This is a genomic window from Kitasatospora sp. NPDC058032 (assembly GCF_042885845.1).
GTDB lineage: Bacteria > Actinomycetota > Actinomycetes > Streptomycetales > Streptomycetaceae > Kitasatospora.
Map to the genome: position 1 here is coordinate 118099 of NZ_JBHVRK010000016.1, position 16738 is coordinate 134836.

General features: G+C 75.5%; 16 protein-coding genes. 8 read left to right on the forward strand and 8 right to left on the reverse strand.

Annotated features, from left to right (window positions below):
* Positions 1 to 14 precede the first annotated feature (14 nt).
* Positions 15 to 1469, reverse strand: a complete 1455-nt coding sequence (locus ACFVUH_RS24720; RefSeq protein ID WP_387915383.1) for a DUF2252 domain-containing protein — start codon at positions 1467 to 1469, stop codon at positions 15 to 17.
* Between the two features lie 209 nt (positions 1470 to 1678).
* Between ACFVUH_RS24720 and ACFVUH_RS24725 the strand changes: the two genes are divergently transcribed.
* Positions 1679 to 2080, forward strand: a complete 402-nt coding sequence (locus ACFVUH_RS24725; RefSeq protein WP_355376092.1) for a DUF2809 domain-containing protein — start codon at positions 1679 to 1681, stop codon at positions 2078 to 2080.
* A gap of 7 nt (positions 2081 to 2087) precedes the next feature.
* Here the strand turns inward: ACFVUH_RS24725 and ACFVUH_RS24730 are convergent, their stop codons facing one another.
* The gene (locus tag ACFVUH_RS24730; RefSeq protein WP_387915384.1) at positions 2088 to 2870 is read right to left on the reverse strand and encodes an SGNH/GDSL hydrolase family protein; all 783 of its coding nucleotides are present in this window, start codon (positions 2868 to 2870) and stop codon (positions 2088 to 2090) included.
* A 308-nt stretch (positions 2871 to 3178) separates the two neighbouring features.
* On the opposite strand from ACFVUH_RS24730, the gene ddaH reads away from it, so the two are divergent.
* Both ddaH and ACFVUH_RS24740 read left to right on the forward strand, forming a co-directional pair.
* Entirely contained in the window at positions 3179 to 4006 is an 828-nt protein-coding gene (gene ddaH, locus ACFVUH_RS24735) for a dimethylargininase (protein ID WP_355376087.1), read from the forward strand.
* 84 nt (positions 4007 to 4090) lie between these two features.
* Positions 4091 to 4480 carry a hypothetical protein gene (locus ACFVUH_RS24740; protein ID WP_387915385.1) on the forward strand — a complete coding sequence of 130 codons (390 nt, stop codon included), beginning with the start codon at positions 4091 to 4093 and terminating at the stop codon, positions 4478 to 4480.
* Between the two features lie 3 nt (positions 4481 to 4483).
* On the opposite strand, the gene ACFVUH_RS24745 is transcribed toward ACFVUH_RS24740, so the two are convergent.
* The 5 genes from ACFVUH_RS24745 to ACFVUH_RS24765 form a co-directional block, all read right to left on the reverse strand.
* Positions 4484 to 5158, reverse strand: coding sequence for a lactate utilization protein C (locus tag ACFVUH_RS24745; protein ID WP_387915386.1), 675 nt, complete (start codon positions 5156 to 5158; stop codon positions 4484 to 4486).
* On the reverse strand, positions 5155 to 6612 hold the full coding sequence (locus ACFVUH_RS24750) for a lactate utilization protein B (RefSeq protein WP_387915387.1): 1458 nt from the start codon (positions 6610 to 6612) through the stop codon (positions 5155 to 5157). The genes ACFVUH_RS24745 and ACFVUH_RS24750 overlap by 4 nt, the downstream gene beginning before the upstream one ends.
* Positions 6609 to 7358, reverse strand: coding sequence for a (Fe-S)-binding protein (locus ACFVUH_RS24755; protein WP_355376078.1), 750 nt, complete (start codon positions 7356 to 7358; stop codon positions 6609 to 6611). Before ACFVUH_RS24755 ends, ACFVUH_RS24750 begins: the two co-directional genes overlap by 4 nt.
* A gap of 176 nt (positions 7359 to 7534) precedes the next feature.
* Positions 7535 to 8749 (reverse strand): globin domain-containing protein, encoded by a 1215-nt coding sequence (locus tag ACFVUH_RS24760; RefSeq protein WP_387915388.1) that lies wholly within the window; start codon positions 8747 to 8749, stop codon positions 7535 to 7537.
* Between the two features lie 167 nt (positions 8750 to 8916).
* The gene (locus ACFVUH_RS24765; RefSeq protein ID WP_387915389.1) at positions 8917 to 9396 is read right to left on the reverse strand and encodes an RrF2 family transcriptional regulator; all 480 of its coding nucleotides are present in this window, start codon (positions 9394 to 9396) and stop codon (positions 8917 to 8919) included.
* A 359-nt stretch (positions 9397 to 9755) separates the two neighbouring features.
* On the opposite strand from ACFVUH_RS24765, the gene ACFVUH_RS24770 reads away from it, so the two are divergent.
* The 3 genes from ACFVUH_RS24770 to ACFVUH_RS24780 all read left to right on the forward strand — a co-directional run bounded on the left by ACFVUH_RS24770 (position 9756) and on the right by ACFVUH_RS24780 (position 12927).
* Positions 9756 to 11501 carry a hypothetical protein gene (locus ACFVUH_RS24770; protein ID WP_387915390.1) on the forward strand — a complete coding sequence of 582 codons (1746 nt, stop codon included), beginning with the start codon at positions 9756 to 9758 and terminating at the stop codon, positions 11499 to 11501.
* On the forward strand, positions 11501 to 11938 hold the full coding sequence (locus ACFVUH_RS24775; protein WP_387915391.1) for a hypothetical protein: 438 nt from the start codon (positions 11501 to 11503) through the stop codon (positions 11936 to 11938). The genes ACFVUH_RS24770 and ACFVUH_RS24775 overlap by 1 nt, the downstream gene beginning before the upstream one ends.
* A gap of 212 nt (positions 11939 to 12150) precedes the next feature.
* Positions 12151 to 12927 (forward strand): SAM-dependent methyltransferase, encoded by a 777-nt coding sequence (locus tag ACFVUH_RS24780; protein WP_355367787.1) that lies wholly within the window; start codon positions 12151 to 12153, stop codon positions 12925 to 12927.
* Between the two features lie 112 nt (positions 12928 to 13039).
* On the opposite strand, the gene ACFVUH_RS24785 is transcribed toward ACFVUH_RS24780, so the two are convergent.
* On the reverse strand, positions 13040 to 13939 hold the full coding sequence (locus ACFVUH_RS24785; protein ID WP_387915392.1) for a PaaX family transcriptional regulator C-terminal domain-containing protein: 900 nt from the start codon (positions 13937 to 13939) through the stop codon (positions 13040 to 13042).
* Between the two features lie 312 nt (positions 13940 to 14251).
* On the opposite strand from ACFVUH_RS24785, the gene ACFVUH_RS24790 reads away from it, so the two are divergent.
* On the forward strand, positions 14252 to 15919 hold the full coding sequence (locus ACFVUH_RS24790) for a cytochrome D1 domain-containing protein (RefSeq protein WP_387915393.1): 1668 nt from the start codon (positions 14252 to 14254) through the stop codon (positions 15917 to 15919).
* Between the two features lie 113 nt (positions 15920 to 16032).
* The gene (locus ACFVUH_RS24795; protein ID WP_387915394.1) at positions 16033 to 16683 is read left to right on the forward strand and encodes a transcriptional regulator; all 651 of its coding nucleotides are present in this window, start codon (positions 16033 to 16035) and stop codon (positions 16681 to 16683) included.
* Positions 16684 to 16738: the final 55 nt, after the last annotated feature.

Consider the following 16738-nt stretch of genomic DNA (forward strand, 5'->3'; position numbering starts at 1 on the left):
CCCGGCCCCGCCGGTCAGATGCCGTGCTCGGCCGGGAGCCGGCCCGACCGGATCGCCGCCACCAGATCGGCGTGGTCGGCCTCGGTGCGGTCCGCGTAGGCGACCGCGAACGCCGCCACCGCCTCGTCCAGCACCTCGGTCTTGCCGCAGTAGCCGCTGATCACCCCCGGGTCGGCGGTGTGCGCGTGCGCGCGGGCGAGCAGGGCGCCGGTGATCCGGGCGTAGTCGTCGAGCTGGGCGGGCAGCAGTGCCGCCGGGTCCACACTGCCCTTGCGGTTGCGGAACTGCCGCACCTGGTAGGGGAGTCCGTCCACCGTCGTCCAGCCGAGCAGCGGGTCGCTGACCACCTGCATCCGCTTCTGGCCGAGCACCACCCGGCGGCCCTCGTGGCTGTCCGGCGCGGTCACCGGGTACCCGGCCCGGGTCAGGTGGGGCAGCAGCACCGAGGGCCGGGCCTCCTTGACCTGGAGCACCAGCGGCTGCTCGCGGTGGTCGGTCAGCAGCACCACGTACGAGCGGGTGCCGACGCTGCCGGTGCCCACCACGCGGAACGCCACGTCCTGCACCCGGTGCCGGGTCAGCAGCGGGTGCAGCTCGGCCGGCACCGTGCGCACGTACGGGCCGAGCGCGGTGGCGACCGCCGTGGCCGTGCCGTCGGCCACCTCGCTGAGCACCGGCGGCGCGGCGGTGAACCGCCAACCGCCCTCCTCCGAGCGGACGGTGGACTTCGCGGCGAAGCGCGCGCCGGTGTTGCGCAGCGCCTTGGCCGCCACCCGGTCCAGCACCTCGGCCAGGTCGTGCGCCTCGGCGAAGGAGACCAGCTGCTCGTCGGCGACGGCGTTCCAGGCGTCCAGCGCCGACAGCTTGGACAGCGTGCGCATGGTGCGGCGGTACGCCCCGGCGGCGTCGAAGGCGGCCTGGCGGGCGGTGGCCTCGTCCGCGCCGACCTCCCGGCCGGCCAGCACCAGGCTCGCGGCGAGGCGCTTGAGGTCCCACTCCCACGGGCCGGGCACGGTCTCGTCGAAGTCGTTGATGTCCATCACCAGCCGGCCGCGGGCATCGCCGTACAGGCCGAAGTTGGCGGCGTGCGCGTCGCCGCACAGCTGGGCGACGGTGCCGCTGGTCGGCGTGCTGGCGAGGTCGGCGGCCATCAGACCGGCCGAGCCGCGCAGGAAGGCGAACGGGGTGGCGGACATCCGGCCCAGCCGGATCGGCACCAGGTCGGTGAGGCGGCCCGCGTTGGAGGCCTCGATCGCCTCGACGGCGGTCGGCCGGTCGGCGGCCGCGGCGAACGCGGCGTGCTGCTCACGCGGGCTGCCGTTGCGCAGGGCCTTGCCGCGCGCCCGCGCCCCGCCGTCCCGGCCCGGCGCGAAACCCTCGACGGTGAACCGCCGCCCGGCCCCCCGTTGGGCCCCCACCCCGTCCGCCGGTATCCCGGACCCGATCACCGTCTCGGTCAGCTGCGTCACTGCGCCCCGCCCTGTTCTGAGTCGTTCCCGCCCGCGACCTGCACGGACCCGGCCCCGTACGGGCCGGCCAGCAGGCTACCGGGCCGCCTGCGCGGCCTTTCGGCAGGGAGGGACGCGGGAGGAGCGGCAACGGTTCCGGGCCTGCCGCGGCGGTTCGGGGTGCGGTGGTGAACGATCTCCGGTGGTGGTGGGCGGGTTAGGGTTCGGTGGTGGACGATCTTCGGGGGCGGTGGGCGGTTCGCGGTGCGGCCGTGGTGGCGGCCGGGCTGACGGCGGCGGCGGGGCTCGGGGTGCGGGCGGTGGGCGGCGGGGACGCCGCCAAGTACGCGGGCGACGCCCTCTACACGGTGCTGCTGTACACCCTCGTGGTGCTGCTCGCACCGCGGTTGCGGCCGTGGCCGGCGGCGGCCTGGGCCGCCGGGCTGAGCTGGGCCGTCGAACTGTTCCAGCTCACCGGCGTGCCCGACGACCTCGCCCGGCGCAGCACCCTCGCCCGGCTGGTGCTCGGCTCCACCTTCAACCCGCCGGACCTGCTCTGCTACCTCGTCGGCGCGGCGCTGGCCGCTCTCGCGCACCTGGGCGTGAGGGCGGCGCGCCGACAGGCGGCCTGACGGCTCGTCAGAGCGGCATCAGCTCGGGCCGCTTGGCCTCGACGTGGTCGCCGGAGGACTCGCCGCGCAGCCGGCGGCCGACCCACGGCAGCAGGAACTCGCGCGCCCACTGGAGGTTCTCCCGGCGCAACTCGGCGGAGGAGACCGCCGGGGCGGACGGCCACGGGGCCTCCGGGTCCTGCTCGGTGCGCAGGCCCAGCGAGCGGGCGGCCAGCAGGGCGACCCGCTGGTGGCCCCCGGGGGACAGGTGCAGCCGGTCCTCGCTCCAGGCCCGGCGGTCCTGGACGGCCCGCAGCGACCAGAGGTCGGCCACCTTGCAGCCATGCCGGTCGGCGACCGCCCGCATGTGCCCGTTGTAGGTCGCGATCTTGCCGCGCAGGTGCTTGAACAGCGGCACGCCACGGGTGTCGAAGCCGGTGCAGATCAGCACCGTGCCCGCCGAGTCGGCGAGTTGGGCGACGGCGGCCTCGAAGCGCTCGGCGACCTCGTCGGGGTCGCTGCCGGGGCGCAGGATGTCGTTGCCGCCGGCGCAGAAGGTGACCAGGTCCGGCTGGATGCGGCGGACCTCGGGCACCTGCTCGGCCACGATCTGGTCCAGCAGCCGGCCGCGCACCGCGAGGTTCGCGTACTTGAAGCCGCCCGGCGGCCGGCCCGCGGCGAGCAGCGCCGCCAGCCGGTCGGCCCAGCCGGCGAAGGCACCGTCGGCGGCGGGGTCGTTCAGCCCTTCGGTGAAGCTGTCCCCGAGGGCGACGTACGAATCGAGGTCAAGAGTCTCCTGGAGGTTCGGCATGAAAGAGATAGTTCACTGTCTGAAGTGACCTACGCCACCGTAGGTGGCCGGTGGCGGTACGTGAGATCGGCCACGTGCCGTGGTGCGCGCCCTCGTGCGCCCGGTGCGCGCGGACGGGCGCGCCGGGTGCGCGGGGGGACTGCGCCGCCGGATCGGCCTGCCCGGGTGTGCGAACGGTCCGTTCGGGGCAGCCGCCCTCTGAGCCGACGGGCGCCGGCGGTGGATGCCACCGGCCCCCTCCCGGTCACGCCCCCCAGTCCCGTCCGAGCCCTGTCCCGAGTCACGCCCCCGATGGCGGAGGTCGCCGCATGCCCACCCGATTCCCGGAGCGCACCGCGAAGCCGCGGCGCTATCTCATGTGCCGTCCGACGTACTTCACCGTCGAGTACACGATCAACCCGTGGATGGACCCCGCGCAGCCGACCGACACCTCGCTCGCCGTCCGCCAGTGGGAGCGGCTGCGCGCGCTGTACGAGGAGCTCGGCCACACCGTGGAGCTGATCGAGCCGGTGCCCGGCCTGCCGGACATGGTCTACACGGCCAACGGTGCGACCGTGCTCGACGGCCGGGTGCTGGTCGCGACCTTCCGGCACGCGCAGCGCGCCGCCGAGTCGGCGGCCCACGCGTCCTGGTTCCGGGCCGGCGGCTACCGCGAGGTGCGGCAGGCGGAGTACGTCAACGAGGGCGAGGGGGACCACCTGCTGGTCGGCCGCCGGGTGCTGGCGGGCTCGGGCTTCCGCACCGACCCGGCCGCGCACGCCGAGGTGCGGGAGGTGTTCGGCCGGCAGGTGCTCGGCCTGGAGCTGGTGGACCCGCGCTTCTACCACCTGGACACCGCGCTGGCCGTGCTCGCCGACGACCAGATCATGTACTACCCGGCGGCGTTCACCCCGGACAGCCAGGCGCTGCTGCGCAGCCTCTACCCGGACGCCGTGCTGGCCGAGCGGGAGGACGCCGAGGTCTTCGGCCTGAACGCGGTCTCCGACGGCCGCCGGGTGCTGCTCCCCGAGGCGGCGAAGTCCCTGGCCGCCCGGGTGGCCGGGGCCGGCTTCGAACCGGTGCCGGTCGACCTCTCCGAGCTCTTCAAGGGCGGCGGCGGCCCCAAGTGCTGCACCCTGGAGCTCCGCCCGTCCTGACACCGGGCCGCCGGGCCCGTACAGTGGCCGGTCGGACACGAACGGCATCCGGGTCCGGGGCGGACGGTTCACGGGGGGCGGTACATGGGCGGTCGGCAGCGGAGCGGCGACGGGTCGCCGCAGGCGGCGTGGGACGAACGGGAGCGGGTGGCCGGGCTGCGGGACCACCCGCGCCCGGGATGCCGGCCGCCCGGGACGCCGCCCGTCCTGCTGCCCCTGGTCCGCGCGGCCCGGCGCAGCACGCTGTCCCGGTTCCACCCGTTCCACAGCCACGCCGTGCTGCGCTTCGCCACTGCTCCGGTGCACCTGCCGGGTGAACGGAGGATCCTGCCGGTGTGGATCGGCGTGCTCCCGCGGGGGTCCTACGAGGTGGCGGCCCTGGCGACCGGCGAGCGCCGCTACGAGGTCCTGCTGGAGACGGCCGACCCGGTCGCGGCGGTCGCCGGGGCCGAGCGGGCGCTGAGCGCGTTCTGACGCTCAGCCGCCGTCCGTCACCAGGACGACCTCCAGGGTGCGGGGGCCGTGCACGCCCTCGACGCGGCTGAGTTCGATGTCGCTGGTGGCCGAGGGGCCGGAGATCCAGGTCTGCGGGCGGGTGGGGTCGAGGCGGGGGAGGGCCAGCGGGACGGAGGCGACCACCTGCTCGGGGGCCAGGACCACGCAGACGTGGTGGTCGGGGACGAGCGTGAGCAGTCGGCGTCCCTGGGCCGGGCCGGCGTCCAGCACCAGGGTGCCGGTCTCGGCGATCGCCAGGGCGCAGCCGGTGAGCACGCTGTCGACCGTGTCCAGCCGGGCGGCGGTCAGCGGGCCGTCCGGGCCGTCGTCCGGGAGCGGGCGGGCGCGGGTGACGGCGAGCCAGGCGGGCGGCAGGCCGGGCGGGACGGCCACGGTGCGGGTGCCGCGCGCCTCGAAGAGGGCGGCGAGCAGCAGCGGCAGCCGGTCCGGGGTGCAGCGGTGGACCAGGGCGCGGTAGTCGGCGAGGTGGTGCTGCAGCAGGTCGAGCAGCGCGTCGGGGTCGTCGGCGGGGACGTGGCTGCGCAGGTAGTCGCGGGGCACGGGCGCCTGCTCCGGCGTACCGGCGCGCACCGCGGCGCGGATCCGGGCGAGCACCAGGGCGCGCGAGCCGGCGTCCGGTGGCTGAGGGGTGCTCATGTCCGGTTCCTCCGCCACCAGTCGCGGAACGGTTCGGGCGGGACGGCCGGCAGCTCCCGGGTGTCGGTCCAGGCCCGGCCGGGGCCGGGTAGCCGGCGCGGGTGGAGCCGGCGGGTGCGGGCGGCGGCCCGTTCGGCGGCCCGCAGCAGGGCGGGGCGGTCGAGCACGTAGGTGGCGGCGGCCATGGCGGCGCGCTCCAGCCGGTGGCCGCGCTGCCCGGCGACCCGTTCGCGCAGGTGGACCAGGACCTCGGGGATGTCGATGGCCACCGGGCAGACCTCGTAGCAGGCCCCGCAGAGCGACGAGGCGAACGGCAGCGAGGCGTCCAACGGATCCCGGGTGCCGCGCAGTTGGGGGGTGAGGACGGCGCCGATCGGCCCCGGGTAGACCGAGCCGTAGGCGTGTCCGCCGGCCCGCTCGTAGACCGGGCAGACGTTGAGGCAGGCCGAGCAGCGGATGCAGCGCAGCGTCTGGCGGCCGACCTCGTCGGCGAGCGCGTCGGTGCGCCCGTTGTCGAGCAGGACGAGGTGGAAGTCCTCGGGCCCGTCGCCGTCCGGGCCGTCGGCGTGGGTGCCGGTCCAGAGCGAGGTGTAGGGGTTCATCCGCTCGGCGGTGCTGGAGCGGGGCAGCAGTTGCAGGAAGATCTCCAGGTCCTGCCAGGTGGGCAGGACCTTCTCGATGCCGACCACCGAGATCAGGGTGCGCGGAAGGGTCAGGCACATCCGCCCGTTGCCCTCCGACTCGACGACCACCAGGGTGCCGGTCTCGGCGATCATGAAGTTGGCGCCGGAGACGGCGACCTCGGCCCGCAGGAACTTCTCCCGCAGGTGCAGCCGGGCGGCCTCGGCGAGTTCGGCGGGCGCGTCGGTGAGCCCGTCGGGGGCCGGCCGGCCCCAGTCGGCCATCCGCCGGGCGAACACCTCCCGGATCTCGCCGCGGTTGCGGTGGATCGCCGGGACGAGCAGGTGCGAGGGCCGGTCGTCGCCCAACTGGACGATCAGCTCGGCGAGATCGGTCTCGTAGGCGCGGATGCCGGCCTCGGCCAGCGCCTCGTTGAGCCCGATCTCCTGGGTGGCCATGGACTTGACCTTGACCACCTCCCGCGCGCCGGCCGCCCGGACCAGGGCGGTGACGATCCGGTTGGCCTCGGCGGCGTCGGCGGCCCAGTGCACGGTGCCGCCGGCGGCGGTCACCTTCTCCTCCAGCCGGACCAGGTGCCGGTCGAGTTCGCGCAGGGTGCGGTCCTTGACGGCCTTGGCGGCGGCCCGCAGCTCGGCCCAGTCGGCGAGTTCGGCGACGGCGCGGGCCCGCTTCTCCCGGATGGTCCGGGTGGCGTGCCGCAGGTTGCCGCGCAGCCGTTCGTCCCGCACGGCCCGCTCGGCCGCCTGCGGGAAGGTGACCTGCGGGGAGACGCCCGGCGGGAAGCCGGGCATGCCGAGGAAGGTTCCGCTCACGGCGCCGCCCGCCAGGGGTCGGCCTCGGTGCTGGCGAGGATCTCGGCGAGGTGCAGCGGGCGCAGCCGCGCGCCCTGCCGGGCCAGTGTGCCGCCGAGGTGCAGCAGACAGGAGTTGTCGCCGCCGCACAGCACTTCGGCGCCGGTGGCCAGGGCGTTGGCGGTCTTGTCGGCGGCCATCGCGGCCGAGACCGCCGGGTTCTTCACGGCGAAGGTGCCGCCGAAGCCGCAGCACTCCTCGGCGCCGGGCAGCTCGACCAGCTCCAGGTCCCGGACGGCGCGCAGCAGCCGCAGCGGGCGGTCACCGAGGCCGAGCAGCCGCAGGCCGTGGCAGGAGGGGTGGTAGGTCACGGTGTGCGGGAACCACGCGCCGACGTCCTCGACGCCCAGCACGTCGGTGAGGAACTCGGTCAGCTCGTGCACCCGGGGCGTCAGCCCGGCGACGTCCGCGGCGAGTGCGCCGCCGGCCCGGGCGGCGATCCGCGGGTGGGCGTCGCGCACCATGGCCACGCAGGAGCCGGAGGGCGCCACCACGTGGTCGTACCCGGCGAAGGCCCGCACGGTGCGGCGGACCAGCGGTTCGCAGGCCTTGACGTAGCCGCTGTTGTACTGCGGCTGGCCGCAGCAGCTCTGCGCGGGCGGGAAGTCGACCTCGACGCCGAGGCGTTCCAGCAGCCGGACGGTGGCGATCGCGGTGGAGGGCAGCAGCGCGTCGTTGACGCAGGTGGCGAACAACGCGACGCGCAACGGTCCTCCCGTGCTGGTGGGGCTCTGCCGGTGCCGGTCCGGGCCGACCTGCCGGTGATCGTACCGAGCCGTCGGCCGGGGCGGCGGGGCACCACGCCGGGCGCGCCGCCCCGGACGGGGGCCGGGGCGGCGCGGGGCCGGTGGGCCCGCCTCGGGGGCGGCGGGCCCACCGGGGGTCAGGCGTCCTGGCCGAGCCAGAGGTCCGGGCCGAACACCTCGTAGTGGATGTCCGCGGCCGGGACGCCGGCGGTGAGGAGCTGGCCGCGGACGGCGCGCAGGAAGGGCAGCGGGCCGCAGAGGTAGGCGGTGGTGCCCGCCGGGACCTCGACCGTGGCCAGGTCCACCAGGCCGGTGCGGTCGGCCGGCCAGTCGCCGAGCGGCTGCTCGTAGAAGACGTGGGCGGCGGCGTTCGGCAGCTTGGCGGTCAGCTGGGCGAGGTCGGCGCGGAAGGCGTGCGACAGCTGGTCGCGGTCGCCGTGCACGGTGACGACCCGGCGGGTCGAGCCGGTGGCGGCGAGCTTGGCCAGCATCGCGGTCATCGGGGTGTTGCCGATGCCGGCCGAGGCGAGCAGCACCGGGCCGTCGCCGTCGGCGAGCGCGACGTCGCCGAACGGCGGGGCGATGTCGAGGACGTCGCCGGCGCGCAGGGTCGCGTGCAGGTGGTTGGAGACCTCGCCGTCGGGGCCGCCCGCGGCCTCGGCGGTGGCGCGCTTCACGCTGAACTGGAGCACGCCGTCCGGGGCGCCGGAGAGGCTGTACTGGCGGATCTGGTGGGCGCCGTCCGGGAGTTCGGCGCGCACCGAGACGTACTGGCCGGGCGCGGCCGGCGGCAGCGGCTTGCCGTCGGCCGGGCGGACCAGGTAGGTGGTGACGTCCTCGGTCTCCTGGTGGCGGGCCACCACGGTGTAGGGGCGCCACAGGTCGGCCGGGTCGAGGCCCTGGGCGGCGGCGGACTCCTCGCGCAGCCGGTCCTCGATGGCGATGAGGGCGTTGGCCATCAGCCAGTAGACCTCGTCCCAGGCGGCCGCGACCTCGGGGGTGACGGCCTCGCCGAGCACCTCGACGATGGCGGCGAACAGGTGCTCGTGGACGATCCGGTACTGGTCGTTGGTGATGCCGACCGAGACGTGCTTGTGGGCGATGCGGGCGAGCAGCGCGTCCGGACGGCTGTCCGGCGCGGCGATCAGCGCGGTCGCGAAGGCGGCTATCGAGCCCGCGAGCGCCTGCCGCTGGCTGCCGTTGGCCTGGTTGCCGCGGTTGAACAGGTCGCGCAGCAGCTCCGGGTGGGCGGCGAACATCTTCTCGTAGAAGAGCGGCGTGATGTCGCCGATCGCACCGCCCACGACGGGCAGGGTGGCTTCGACGACCTCGGCGGACTTGGCGGACAGCATCGAATGCACTCCAAACTGGAATCTGAGAATCGTATTTTCGGCCGTGCGGAAGCGCGGACCGGCGTGGGGAGGTGACGTGGTGCGACGGTGGGGCCGTGCGGTGGGGTGGTGCGGTATCGCGCATGGCGCGGTCCCGCGGGTGGTGCGTCGGGGTGTGCCGGAACGCGTCAGCCGGTGGGGCCGACGACGGGTTCGGGTCTCGGGGCGAGACCCGGTCTCAGGGTGAGGCCGAGCAGGACGGGCCCGGTCGGCGCGGACACCAGATCGCCGATCGAGAGCGGGTCGAGGGTGGCGTAGAACGCCGCCTGCGCGGTGCGCAGTGCCCCGCGCAGCCGGCAGGACGACCGCAGCGGGCACGGTGGATCGTCCTCGCATCCGACCACGTCACCCACCCCTTCCAGTTCGCGCAGCAGCAGTCCGAGCGAACCGGTGCGACCGGCGGTGGTGAGGGCCAGGCCCCCGCCACGACCGCGCCGCGCCGTCACCACGCCCAGGTGCTGCAGCCGGCTGACCACCTTGGCGGCGTGGGTGTACGGCACGCCGACCGCCTCGGCCACCTCGCGGGTGGTCGGGTTGGCCTCCTCGTCGAGGACGGCCAGCCGCATGGCGATGCGGAGGGCGATGTCGGTGCTCTTGGTCAGCCTCACGTTCGAAAAGCTATCGAATGCGAATCCAGAACTCCAATTTCTTGCACGCACCACTCGGCGGAGCCGAACCGTTACCCGCGGTCGCGGTCCGGGGGCTGTCCGCCCGGAAGGTCAACTGCTTTACTGGCCAAGCTCGTTCGCCGGAACAAGGCCTGGGGAATGGGGACATCATGGACAGTGGCACCCCACCGCCACCTCCGCCACAGGGACCACCGCCGACTCCACCGCCGCGTCCGTCCGCCCCGCCACCGGGGTACCCGCCGTCCGCGTCGATCCCGCTCGGTCCGGTCCGGCCCCTGCCGCAGGACGCGGCGGTCCGGCCGGGTCCTCCGCCCACCGTGCCCGCCGCCGCGCCCGCTGTGACCGCTGCGCCCGCCGCGCCCGCGACCGCCCCGCCCGCCGTGCCGGCGACGCCCGAGAACCTGCTCCACCAGGCCGGCCCCGTCCCCGGCGACGCCACCCGCTACCTGTGCGCCGCCGCCTGGCTGGACCGGCGCTTCCGCGCGGAGCTGATCGAGGAACTGGTCGAACAGTCCTTCCGCATCCCCGCCCCCTCGCCCGGCACCGATCTGGTCCGGGTACTGCACGAGGCCCTCACCGCCCGCCGCTGGGAGGCCTGGACCGGTGCCGTCTGCCTGCTCCTCCTCGTCCTCGGCTTCCCGCTGTTCGGCGTCGCGGCCGGCACCGCGGCCCTGCTGCTGGTCCTGCTGCTGGGCCTGGTCGGCGGCCTCGGCACGCACCGGATGGACCACCGGCTCGGCCTGGAGGTGGAGCGGCTGGTGATCGCCCCGCGCGCCCCGCGCCGCACCGGCCCCGGCGCCACCCTCACCACCTGGATCGGCCGGCTCCTCGTCCTCGCGGTCCTGACGGCGGTCGCCCTGGGCCTCGGCCTGCGGGACCGGCTGGACGACGTCGACCCGGACCTGCTCGGCGGCGCCGGGTACGCGTTCGTCGAACTGCTGCTGCTCTGGCTGACCGCCGCCGTCCTGCGCTACCGGATCAGGCGCCGCCTGGCCGCGTTCGCCGACCCCGGCGCCGCCGCCGTCCCGCCCCCGCAGCCGAACGGCGCCCGGGCCGCCCTGCTGTACGAACGGCTGCGCGAACAGCAGAGCGGACCCGAACTGCTCTACCGCCGGCAGGCCCCGCTGGTCGGCCTCGGCCGGGCCGGGCGCACCTGGCGGATGACCTTCGAGCTGCGCCCCTCCGCCGAATGCGCCGCCCGGGGGCGGGCGCCCGAGCCGATCGACGCCACCGTGCTCTACCGCACGATCGCCCAGCGGGTGCGCGCACTGGCCGAGGACCCGCGTTATCCCGAGGACCCGCTGCGCGGACTCTCCGTCACCGACCGGGTGTTCCGGCCCAGTCTGCGCGGCGACGACCCGGCGGGCTGGCTCGGCGCGATGTCCGGCCACGCCGGCGACGCCGTGCTGCTCGAACCCGCCTGGGCGGACCTGCTCAGCCGCACCGGCCACGAACGGCTGCGCCACTACCTGGCGATCCGGGTCGGCTCCTGGCAGGAGGAGGTGGTGATCACCGTGCTGGTCCGTGCCAGCACCCGCGGCGGACTGCTCTACCTGGAGTGGCTGCCCTATGTGCTGGAGCCGGTCGCGCAGGCGTACCACGTGGTCGACCTGCTCGGGCGGCGCTCCGGAGCGGCCCACGCCGCGAACGCGCTCGGCTGGGCCGCCCGGCGGCTCGGCGGCGACATCGGGATCGCCCTCGGCCAGCTGGGGGAGGTCCGGGCCTCGCGCGGCCGGGCCGCCCGGCTGCGGCGCCGCTACCGCTACCTCACCCGCGCCGGCTACGCGGTCGACTACGCGCCCCGGCTGAGCGTGCGCGAGCTCGGCGCCGGCGGCGAGTACCAGAACATCTTCCAGTCGCACGACGTGCAGCGCTTCCTGAACACCGTCACCCAGCGGGTGTTCAGCGCGGTCGGCGACGAACTGCGGGCACGCGGCTACGACAGCGCGGCGTTCGAGGAGCAGGCCCAGGGCATCACCAACGTCAACAACGGCGGCGTCCAGGTGGTCAACTCCACCGTGCACGGCCCGGTCGCGGGCGGCGCCGGCGCGAAGGTCGACATGAGCAACGGGAAGGGGAAGTGATGGGCGATCAGCCCCCCGGCCAGGCCGGACCGCCGGCCGGCGGCAACTGGAACGACGGCGGCGTCCAGGTGGTCGGCTCCACCGTGCACGGCCCCGTGGCCGGCGGCCGGGGCGCCACCGTGTCGATCGGCGGCGGCGCCGCCGGACCGGCGGTTCCGGCCGGCCCCGAGGGACTGCGGACGGCGGCCGAGGCGCTGCGGTCCGCGCTCGCCCGGCTGCGCGCCGAACAGCCGGGCGCGGTGTCCGAGGAGGACGCCGAGGACGCCGACGCCGCGCTCGCCGGCATCCTCGACGAGGCGGCCCTCGACGAGCCCCGCGAGGGCCCGCTGCGCCGGCGGGTCCGCACGGTGGCCGACGCGCTGCGCGCGGTCGCGGTGCTCGCCGCGGCGGTGAGCGGTCTGGAGGCAGCCTTCGCGGCGCTGTTCGGGCAGAGCTGAGGCCCCGACCGGCCGCCGCTTCCCGGGTTACGGTTACCATGCGCACGAAGGCGTTCCGCCAGCGGAGTTGACGCGGGCGAAACGCCGATGTGGCACGAGTGGAACGTCAACGGGGAGATCGGGAGGGGCGGCACATGTCGCGCGCTGACTGGGTGTCGGGAGAGCGGCCGGGAGGGCCCGGCGAGGACGGCTGGACGGGGGTCGATCTGCGGATGGACGTGCCGCACTCGGCACGGGTGTACGACTATCTCATCGGCGGCAAGACCAACTTCGAGCCGGACCGGGCCGCCGCGCACGCCTCCGTGAAGGCCTGGCCGGCCCTGCCGACCTCGATGCGCAGCACCCGCAGCTTCATGGAACGGGTGGTCCGCCGGCTCGCCGAACAGCACGGCGTGCGCCAGTTCCTGGACATCGGCGCGGGCATTCCGACCTCGCCGAACGTGCACGAGATCGCCCAGGCGGTGGCGCCGGAGTCGCGGGTGGTGTACGTCGACAACGACCCGATCGTGCTGACCCACGCCCGGGCCCTGATGTCCAGCCGCCCCGAGGGCCGCACCGCCTACCTGGACGCCGATCTGCGGGACGTCGACGCGATCCTGGACTCGCCGCGGCTGCGCGAGGTGCTCGACCTCACGCAGCCGGTGGCGCTCTCGCTGATCGCGATCGTGCACTTCGTGCTGGACGAGGACGATCCGCAGGGCATCGTGCGCCGTCTGATGGACCGTCTGGCGCCGGGCAGCTTCCTGGCGTTGAGCGTCTTCACGGGCGACACCGACCCGGTCGGCGTCGGCGGGGTGGGCCGCGAGTACAACACCCGGGGCATCCCGCTGCAGATCCGCGACCGGGCCGAGACGCTCGCCTTCTTCGAGGGCTACGAGCTGCTGGAGCCGGGCGTCACGCTGGTCCACCACTGGCACCCGGAGCCGGGCGCCGCACCGGTCCGGGACCAGAACATCGCGATGTACGGCGGTGTGGCCGTCAAGCGCTGAGTCGGCCCGGCCGGGACGTTCCGGCCACCGCCCGCCCGACGGCGCTGCCGCGCACCCGGCAGCCGCCGTCGGGCGTTCCGCGCCCGCCGCCGGTCCGCCGCCGGTTGTTCCGTCAGGCCGTCCGCGCCTCGCCGGTGATCTCGGCCATGACCGCGTCGTAGCGCTGGAAGAACCGGGGCCCGGGGTCGGGAGCGCCCTGCCCCGCGCGGCGCAGCAGGCGCCAGCAGTCGGCGGTGAGGGCGCGTGCCTCGGTGCCGGGCCAGGGCCGGGGGAGGAGTTCGGGCGGGAGCAGCGGGTCGGGGGTGGTGGCGCGGGTGAACTCGGCGGCCAGTTCGAGGGCGATCGCGACGTGCTCGACCCAGGTGGGTGCGCTGTCCGGGGCCGTGGCGGTCAGCCGGGTGAGGCGGTCGGCGGCGAGGGCGGCCAGCCGGCGGTGGCCCTCGGCGAGGTCGTCGAGCGGCCAGAGCCGGCGCGCGAGGGCGAGCGGGTCCTCGTCGCCGGCGATCCGCAGGTCGGTGGTGGTGAGCAGGGTGACGCGGTCGGCGATGCCGAGGCGGGCGGCCTCGGCCTCGACGTACGGCGCCCAGTCGTTGGCGCTGACGTAGAGCCCGCCCTGGACGGCGGCGCCGCCGTGCCGGACCAGCGTCTCCCGCAGCGCGTCCCGTGCGGTGCGGGCGGATTCGGGGACCGCGAAGGCGACGAGGTGCCAGCGGCCGTCCCAGGGGGCGAGTCCGGCGTCCTGGGCGTACATGTGGCGGACGAACCCGACCTCGGGCTCCGCGGACCGCCGGGCGTGCTCGGTCTCGCGCAGTACGGCGCGCCGGCCGCGACCCTCCTGGACGAGCAGGCCGTCGGCGGCCATCCGCTTGATGCACAGGCGCACCTGCTGGTCGGTCATGCCCAGCTCGCCGGCGACCTCGTACAGCTCGCCGGCGTCGACGGTGCCGTCCGCCCGGACCATGCCCTCGACCAGGGTGCGGGTGGGGACCTCGACCCGTCCTTCGTCGGCCATCGCTGCCGCTCCTCTCGCCCGCCGTGCCGCGGTTCCGCTGCCTGCCGGCGAGTGTAGTACGGGTAGAACTATCGATGAATAAACGATCGTTTTAAATATGATAGTAATGCCCGTCGCAGCGCCGAGCCCGGTGTGGCGCCGACGGTTCGAACAGGGACCAACTGAGCGGAATTGAACGGTTGGTGACAATCCCAGTCATCTCCTGACGCTTCGTCAGTCGGGCTTCTACGCTTCGGGCGATCCGGGCGGTCCCCCCGGGTCGCCGAGGGCGACCGCGTACCGCCCGTTCCGCCGAGGAGTCTGGAGATCCCGTTGACCACACGCCCCGCACCGCGCCGCTTCTGGACGGCCGTGGCCGCCGCCGGCGCGGCCACGGCCGCCCTGCTCTCCCAACCCGCCACCGCCACGGCCGCCCCCGCGGGCGCCACCGCGGCGCCGCCGCCCGTCGTGGCCGCGACCGTCGCCGTCGCCCCCTACCCGGCGGGCGTCGCCCTCGCGCCGGACGGCGGGCGCGCCTATGTGACCAGTCAGAGCAGCGGCACGGTGACCGTGCTGTCCACCGCCACCGGCGCGGTCACCGGCACCTTCACCGCCGGCACCGGCTCCTACGCGGTCGCCCTCGCGCCCGACGGCGGACACGCCTACCTCACCCACCACCTCACCGGCACCGTCAGCGTGGTGGACACCGCGAGCGGCGCCGTCACCGCCACCGTCCCGGCCGGCGCCGGCGCCTTCGGCGTGGCGCTCGCCCCCGACGGCTCCCGCGCCTACGTCACCAACGCCGCCGCCGGCACGGTCAGCGTGCTCGACACCGCGACCAACACCGTGGCCGCCACCGTCCCGGTCGGCGCCGGGCCGCACGGGGTGGCCGTCGCCCCGGACGGCGGGCACGTGTACGTCGCCGCCTCCGGCGCGCAGCGGGTCGACGTGATCGACGCCGCCACCGCCACCCTGAGCGCCTCGATACCGGTCGGCCACGGCGTCTTCGGCCTCGCCCTGGCCCCCGACGGCTCCCGGCTGTGGACGGGCAACGGCGGCGACTCCACCGTCAGCGTGCTGGACACCGCCACCCGGGCGGTGACCGCCACCGTCCAGGTCGGCGCCAACCCGTACGCGGTCGCCGCCGCCCCCGACGGCCGCTCCGTCTACGCGAGCAACTACGCCGACAGCACGCTCAGCGTGCTCGACACCGCGAGCGGCACCGTCACCGCCACCGTCCCGGTCGGCGCGAGCCCGTTCACCCTGGCGGTCACCCCCGACAGCCGGCACGGCTACCTCGCCGACTTCGACGGCGCCACCGTGAACGTCCTCGGCTTCCCGCTGCCGGTGCCGGCGGTCACCGGCGTCAGCCCGGCGAGCGGCCCGCAGGCCGGCGGCACGGTCGTCACCGTCACCGGCACCGACCTGGCCGGCGCGACCGCCGTGAACTTCGGCGCCGCGGGCGACGCGGCGTCCTTCTCCTGCACCGCGACCTCCTGCACCGCCACGGCCCCGGCCTCGGCCACCGCCGGGACGGTCGACGTGCGGGTCACCACACCCGGCGGCACCAGCGCCGTCTCGGCGGCCGACCGGTTCGGCTACGAGGCGCCCGCCGCCGACCTCGCCGTTTCGCTCGTCGCCAGCCCGGTGGCCAACCTGCTCGGCGGCCGGGTCGACTACACCCTCACCGTCACCAACCAGGGCCCCGGTGCGGTGACCGCCGCGACCGTCGGGGCGGCCCTGCCCACCGGGCTCGCCGCGAGCAGCACCGACTGCGGCGTCGCCGCCGGCCACCTGACCTGCGCGCTCACCGCCCCGCTGGCCGCCGGCGCGAGCACCACCCGCCACCTCACCCTCCAGGTGAGCCAACTCCTCAACCTCGGGCGGACGTTCACCGTCACCACCGCCCGGACGGCCGGTGCCCCGGCCGACCCGGTGGCCGCCAACGACACGGCGAGCCGCACCTGCAAGGTCGCGCTGCTGGCGATCAACTGCGACTGAGCCGCAGCCGGCACGGTCGGACGGGCCCGTCCCCGGGGTGAACGATCCCGGGGGCGGGCCCGTCCCGCGTCACCGTCTGGACGAAATATCCAGTCTGGACGTACAGTCCAGAGGTGACCACCGAGACCCCCGACCCGCGCCTGCGCACCTGGGCCCCCGTCTGCCGGGCCGTCGCCCTGCTGCTCGGCCCCTACGCCGAGGTGGTGCTGCACGACGCCGTCCGCGACGAGGTGCTCGCCATCTGGAACCCGATGGGCGACCGCGGCCCGGGCGACCCCTCGCTGCTCGGCGAACTCGACGGGCTCGACCAGGCCGCCCCCGACGTCTACGGCCCCTACCCGAAGCTGCTCCCCGACGGCCGGCGGCTCTCCTCGGTCAGCGCCGTGCTCCGCGACGAGGACGGTCGGCCCGCCGCCGTCCTGTGCGTCAATCTCGACCGCGGTCCGCTGGAACACGCGGCCGAGCTGCTCGCCGCCTTCGCCGCGCCGACCGCCCCGCGCCCCGAACCGCTCTTCGAACAGGACTGGACCGAGCGGATGAACGACGTGATCGGCGGCTACGTCCGCGCCCACGGGCGGCCCCCGGAGCGGCTGGGCCGCGAGGATCGGCTCGCCGTGCTCCGCGAACTCGACCGGGCCGGGGTGCTCGCCGTGCGCCGCGCCGTCCCGGCCGTCGCGACGGCGCTCAAGGTCTCCCGCTCCACCGTCTACACCCTGCTCGCCGAACTGCGCGGCGCGCCCGGGCCCGCGCAGCCGCCGCACTGACCCCGCCGCCGCGAGAACGCCGTACGCGGAAGGCCGTACGCAGAAGCACGAACCC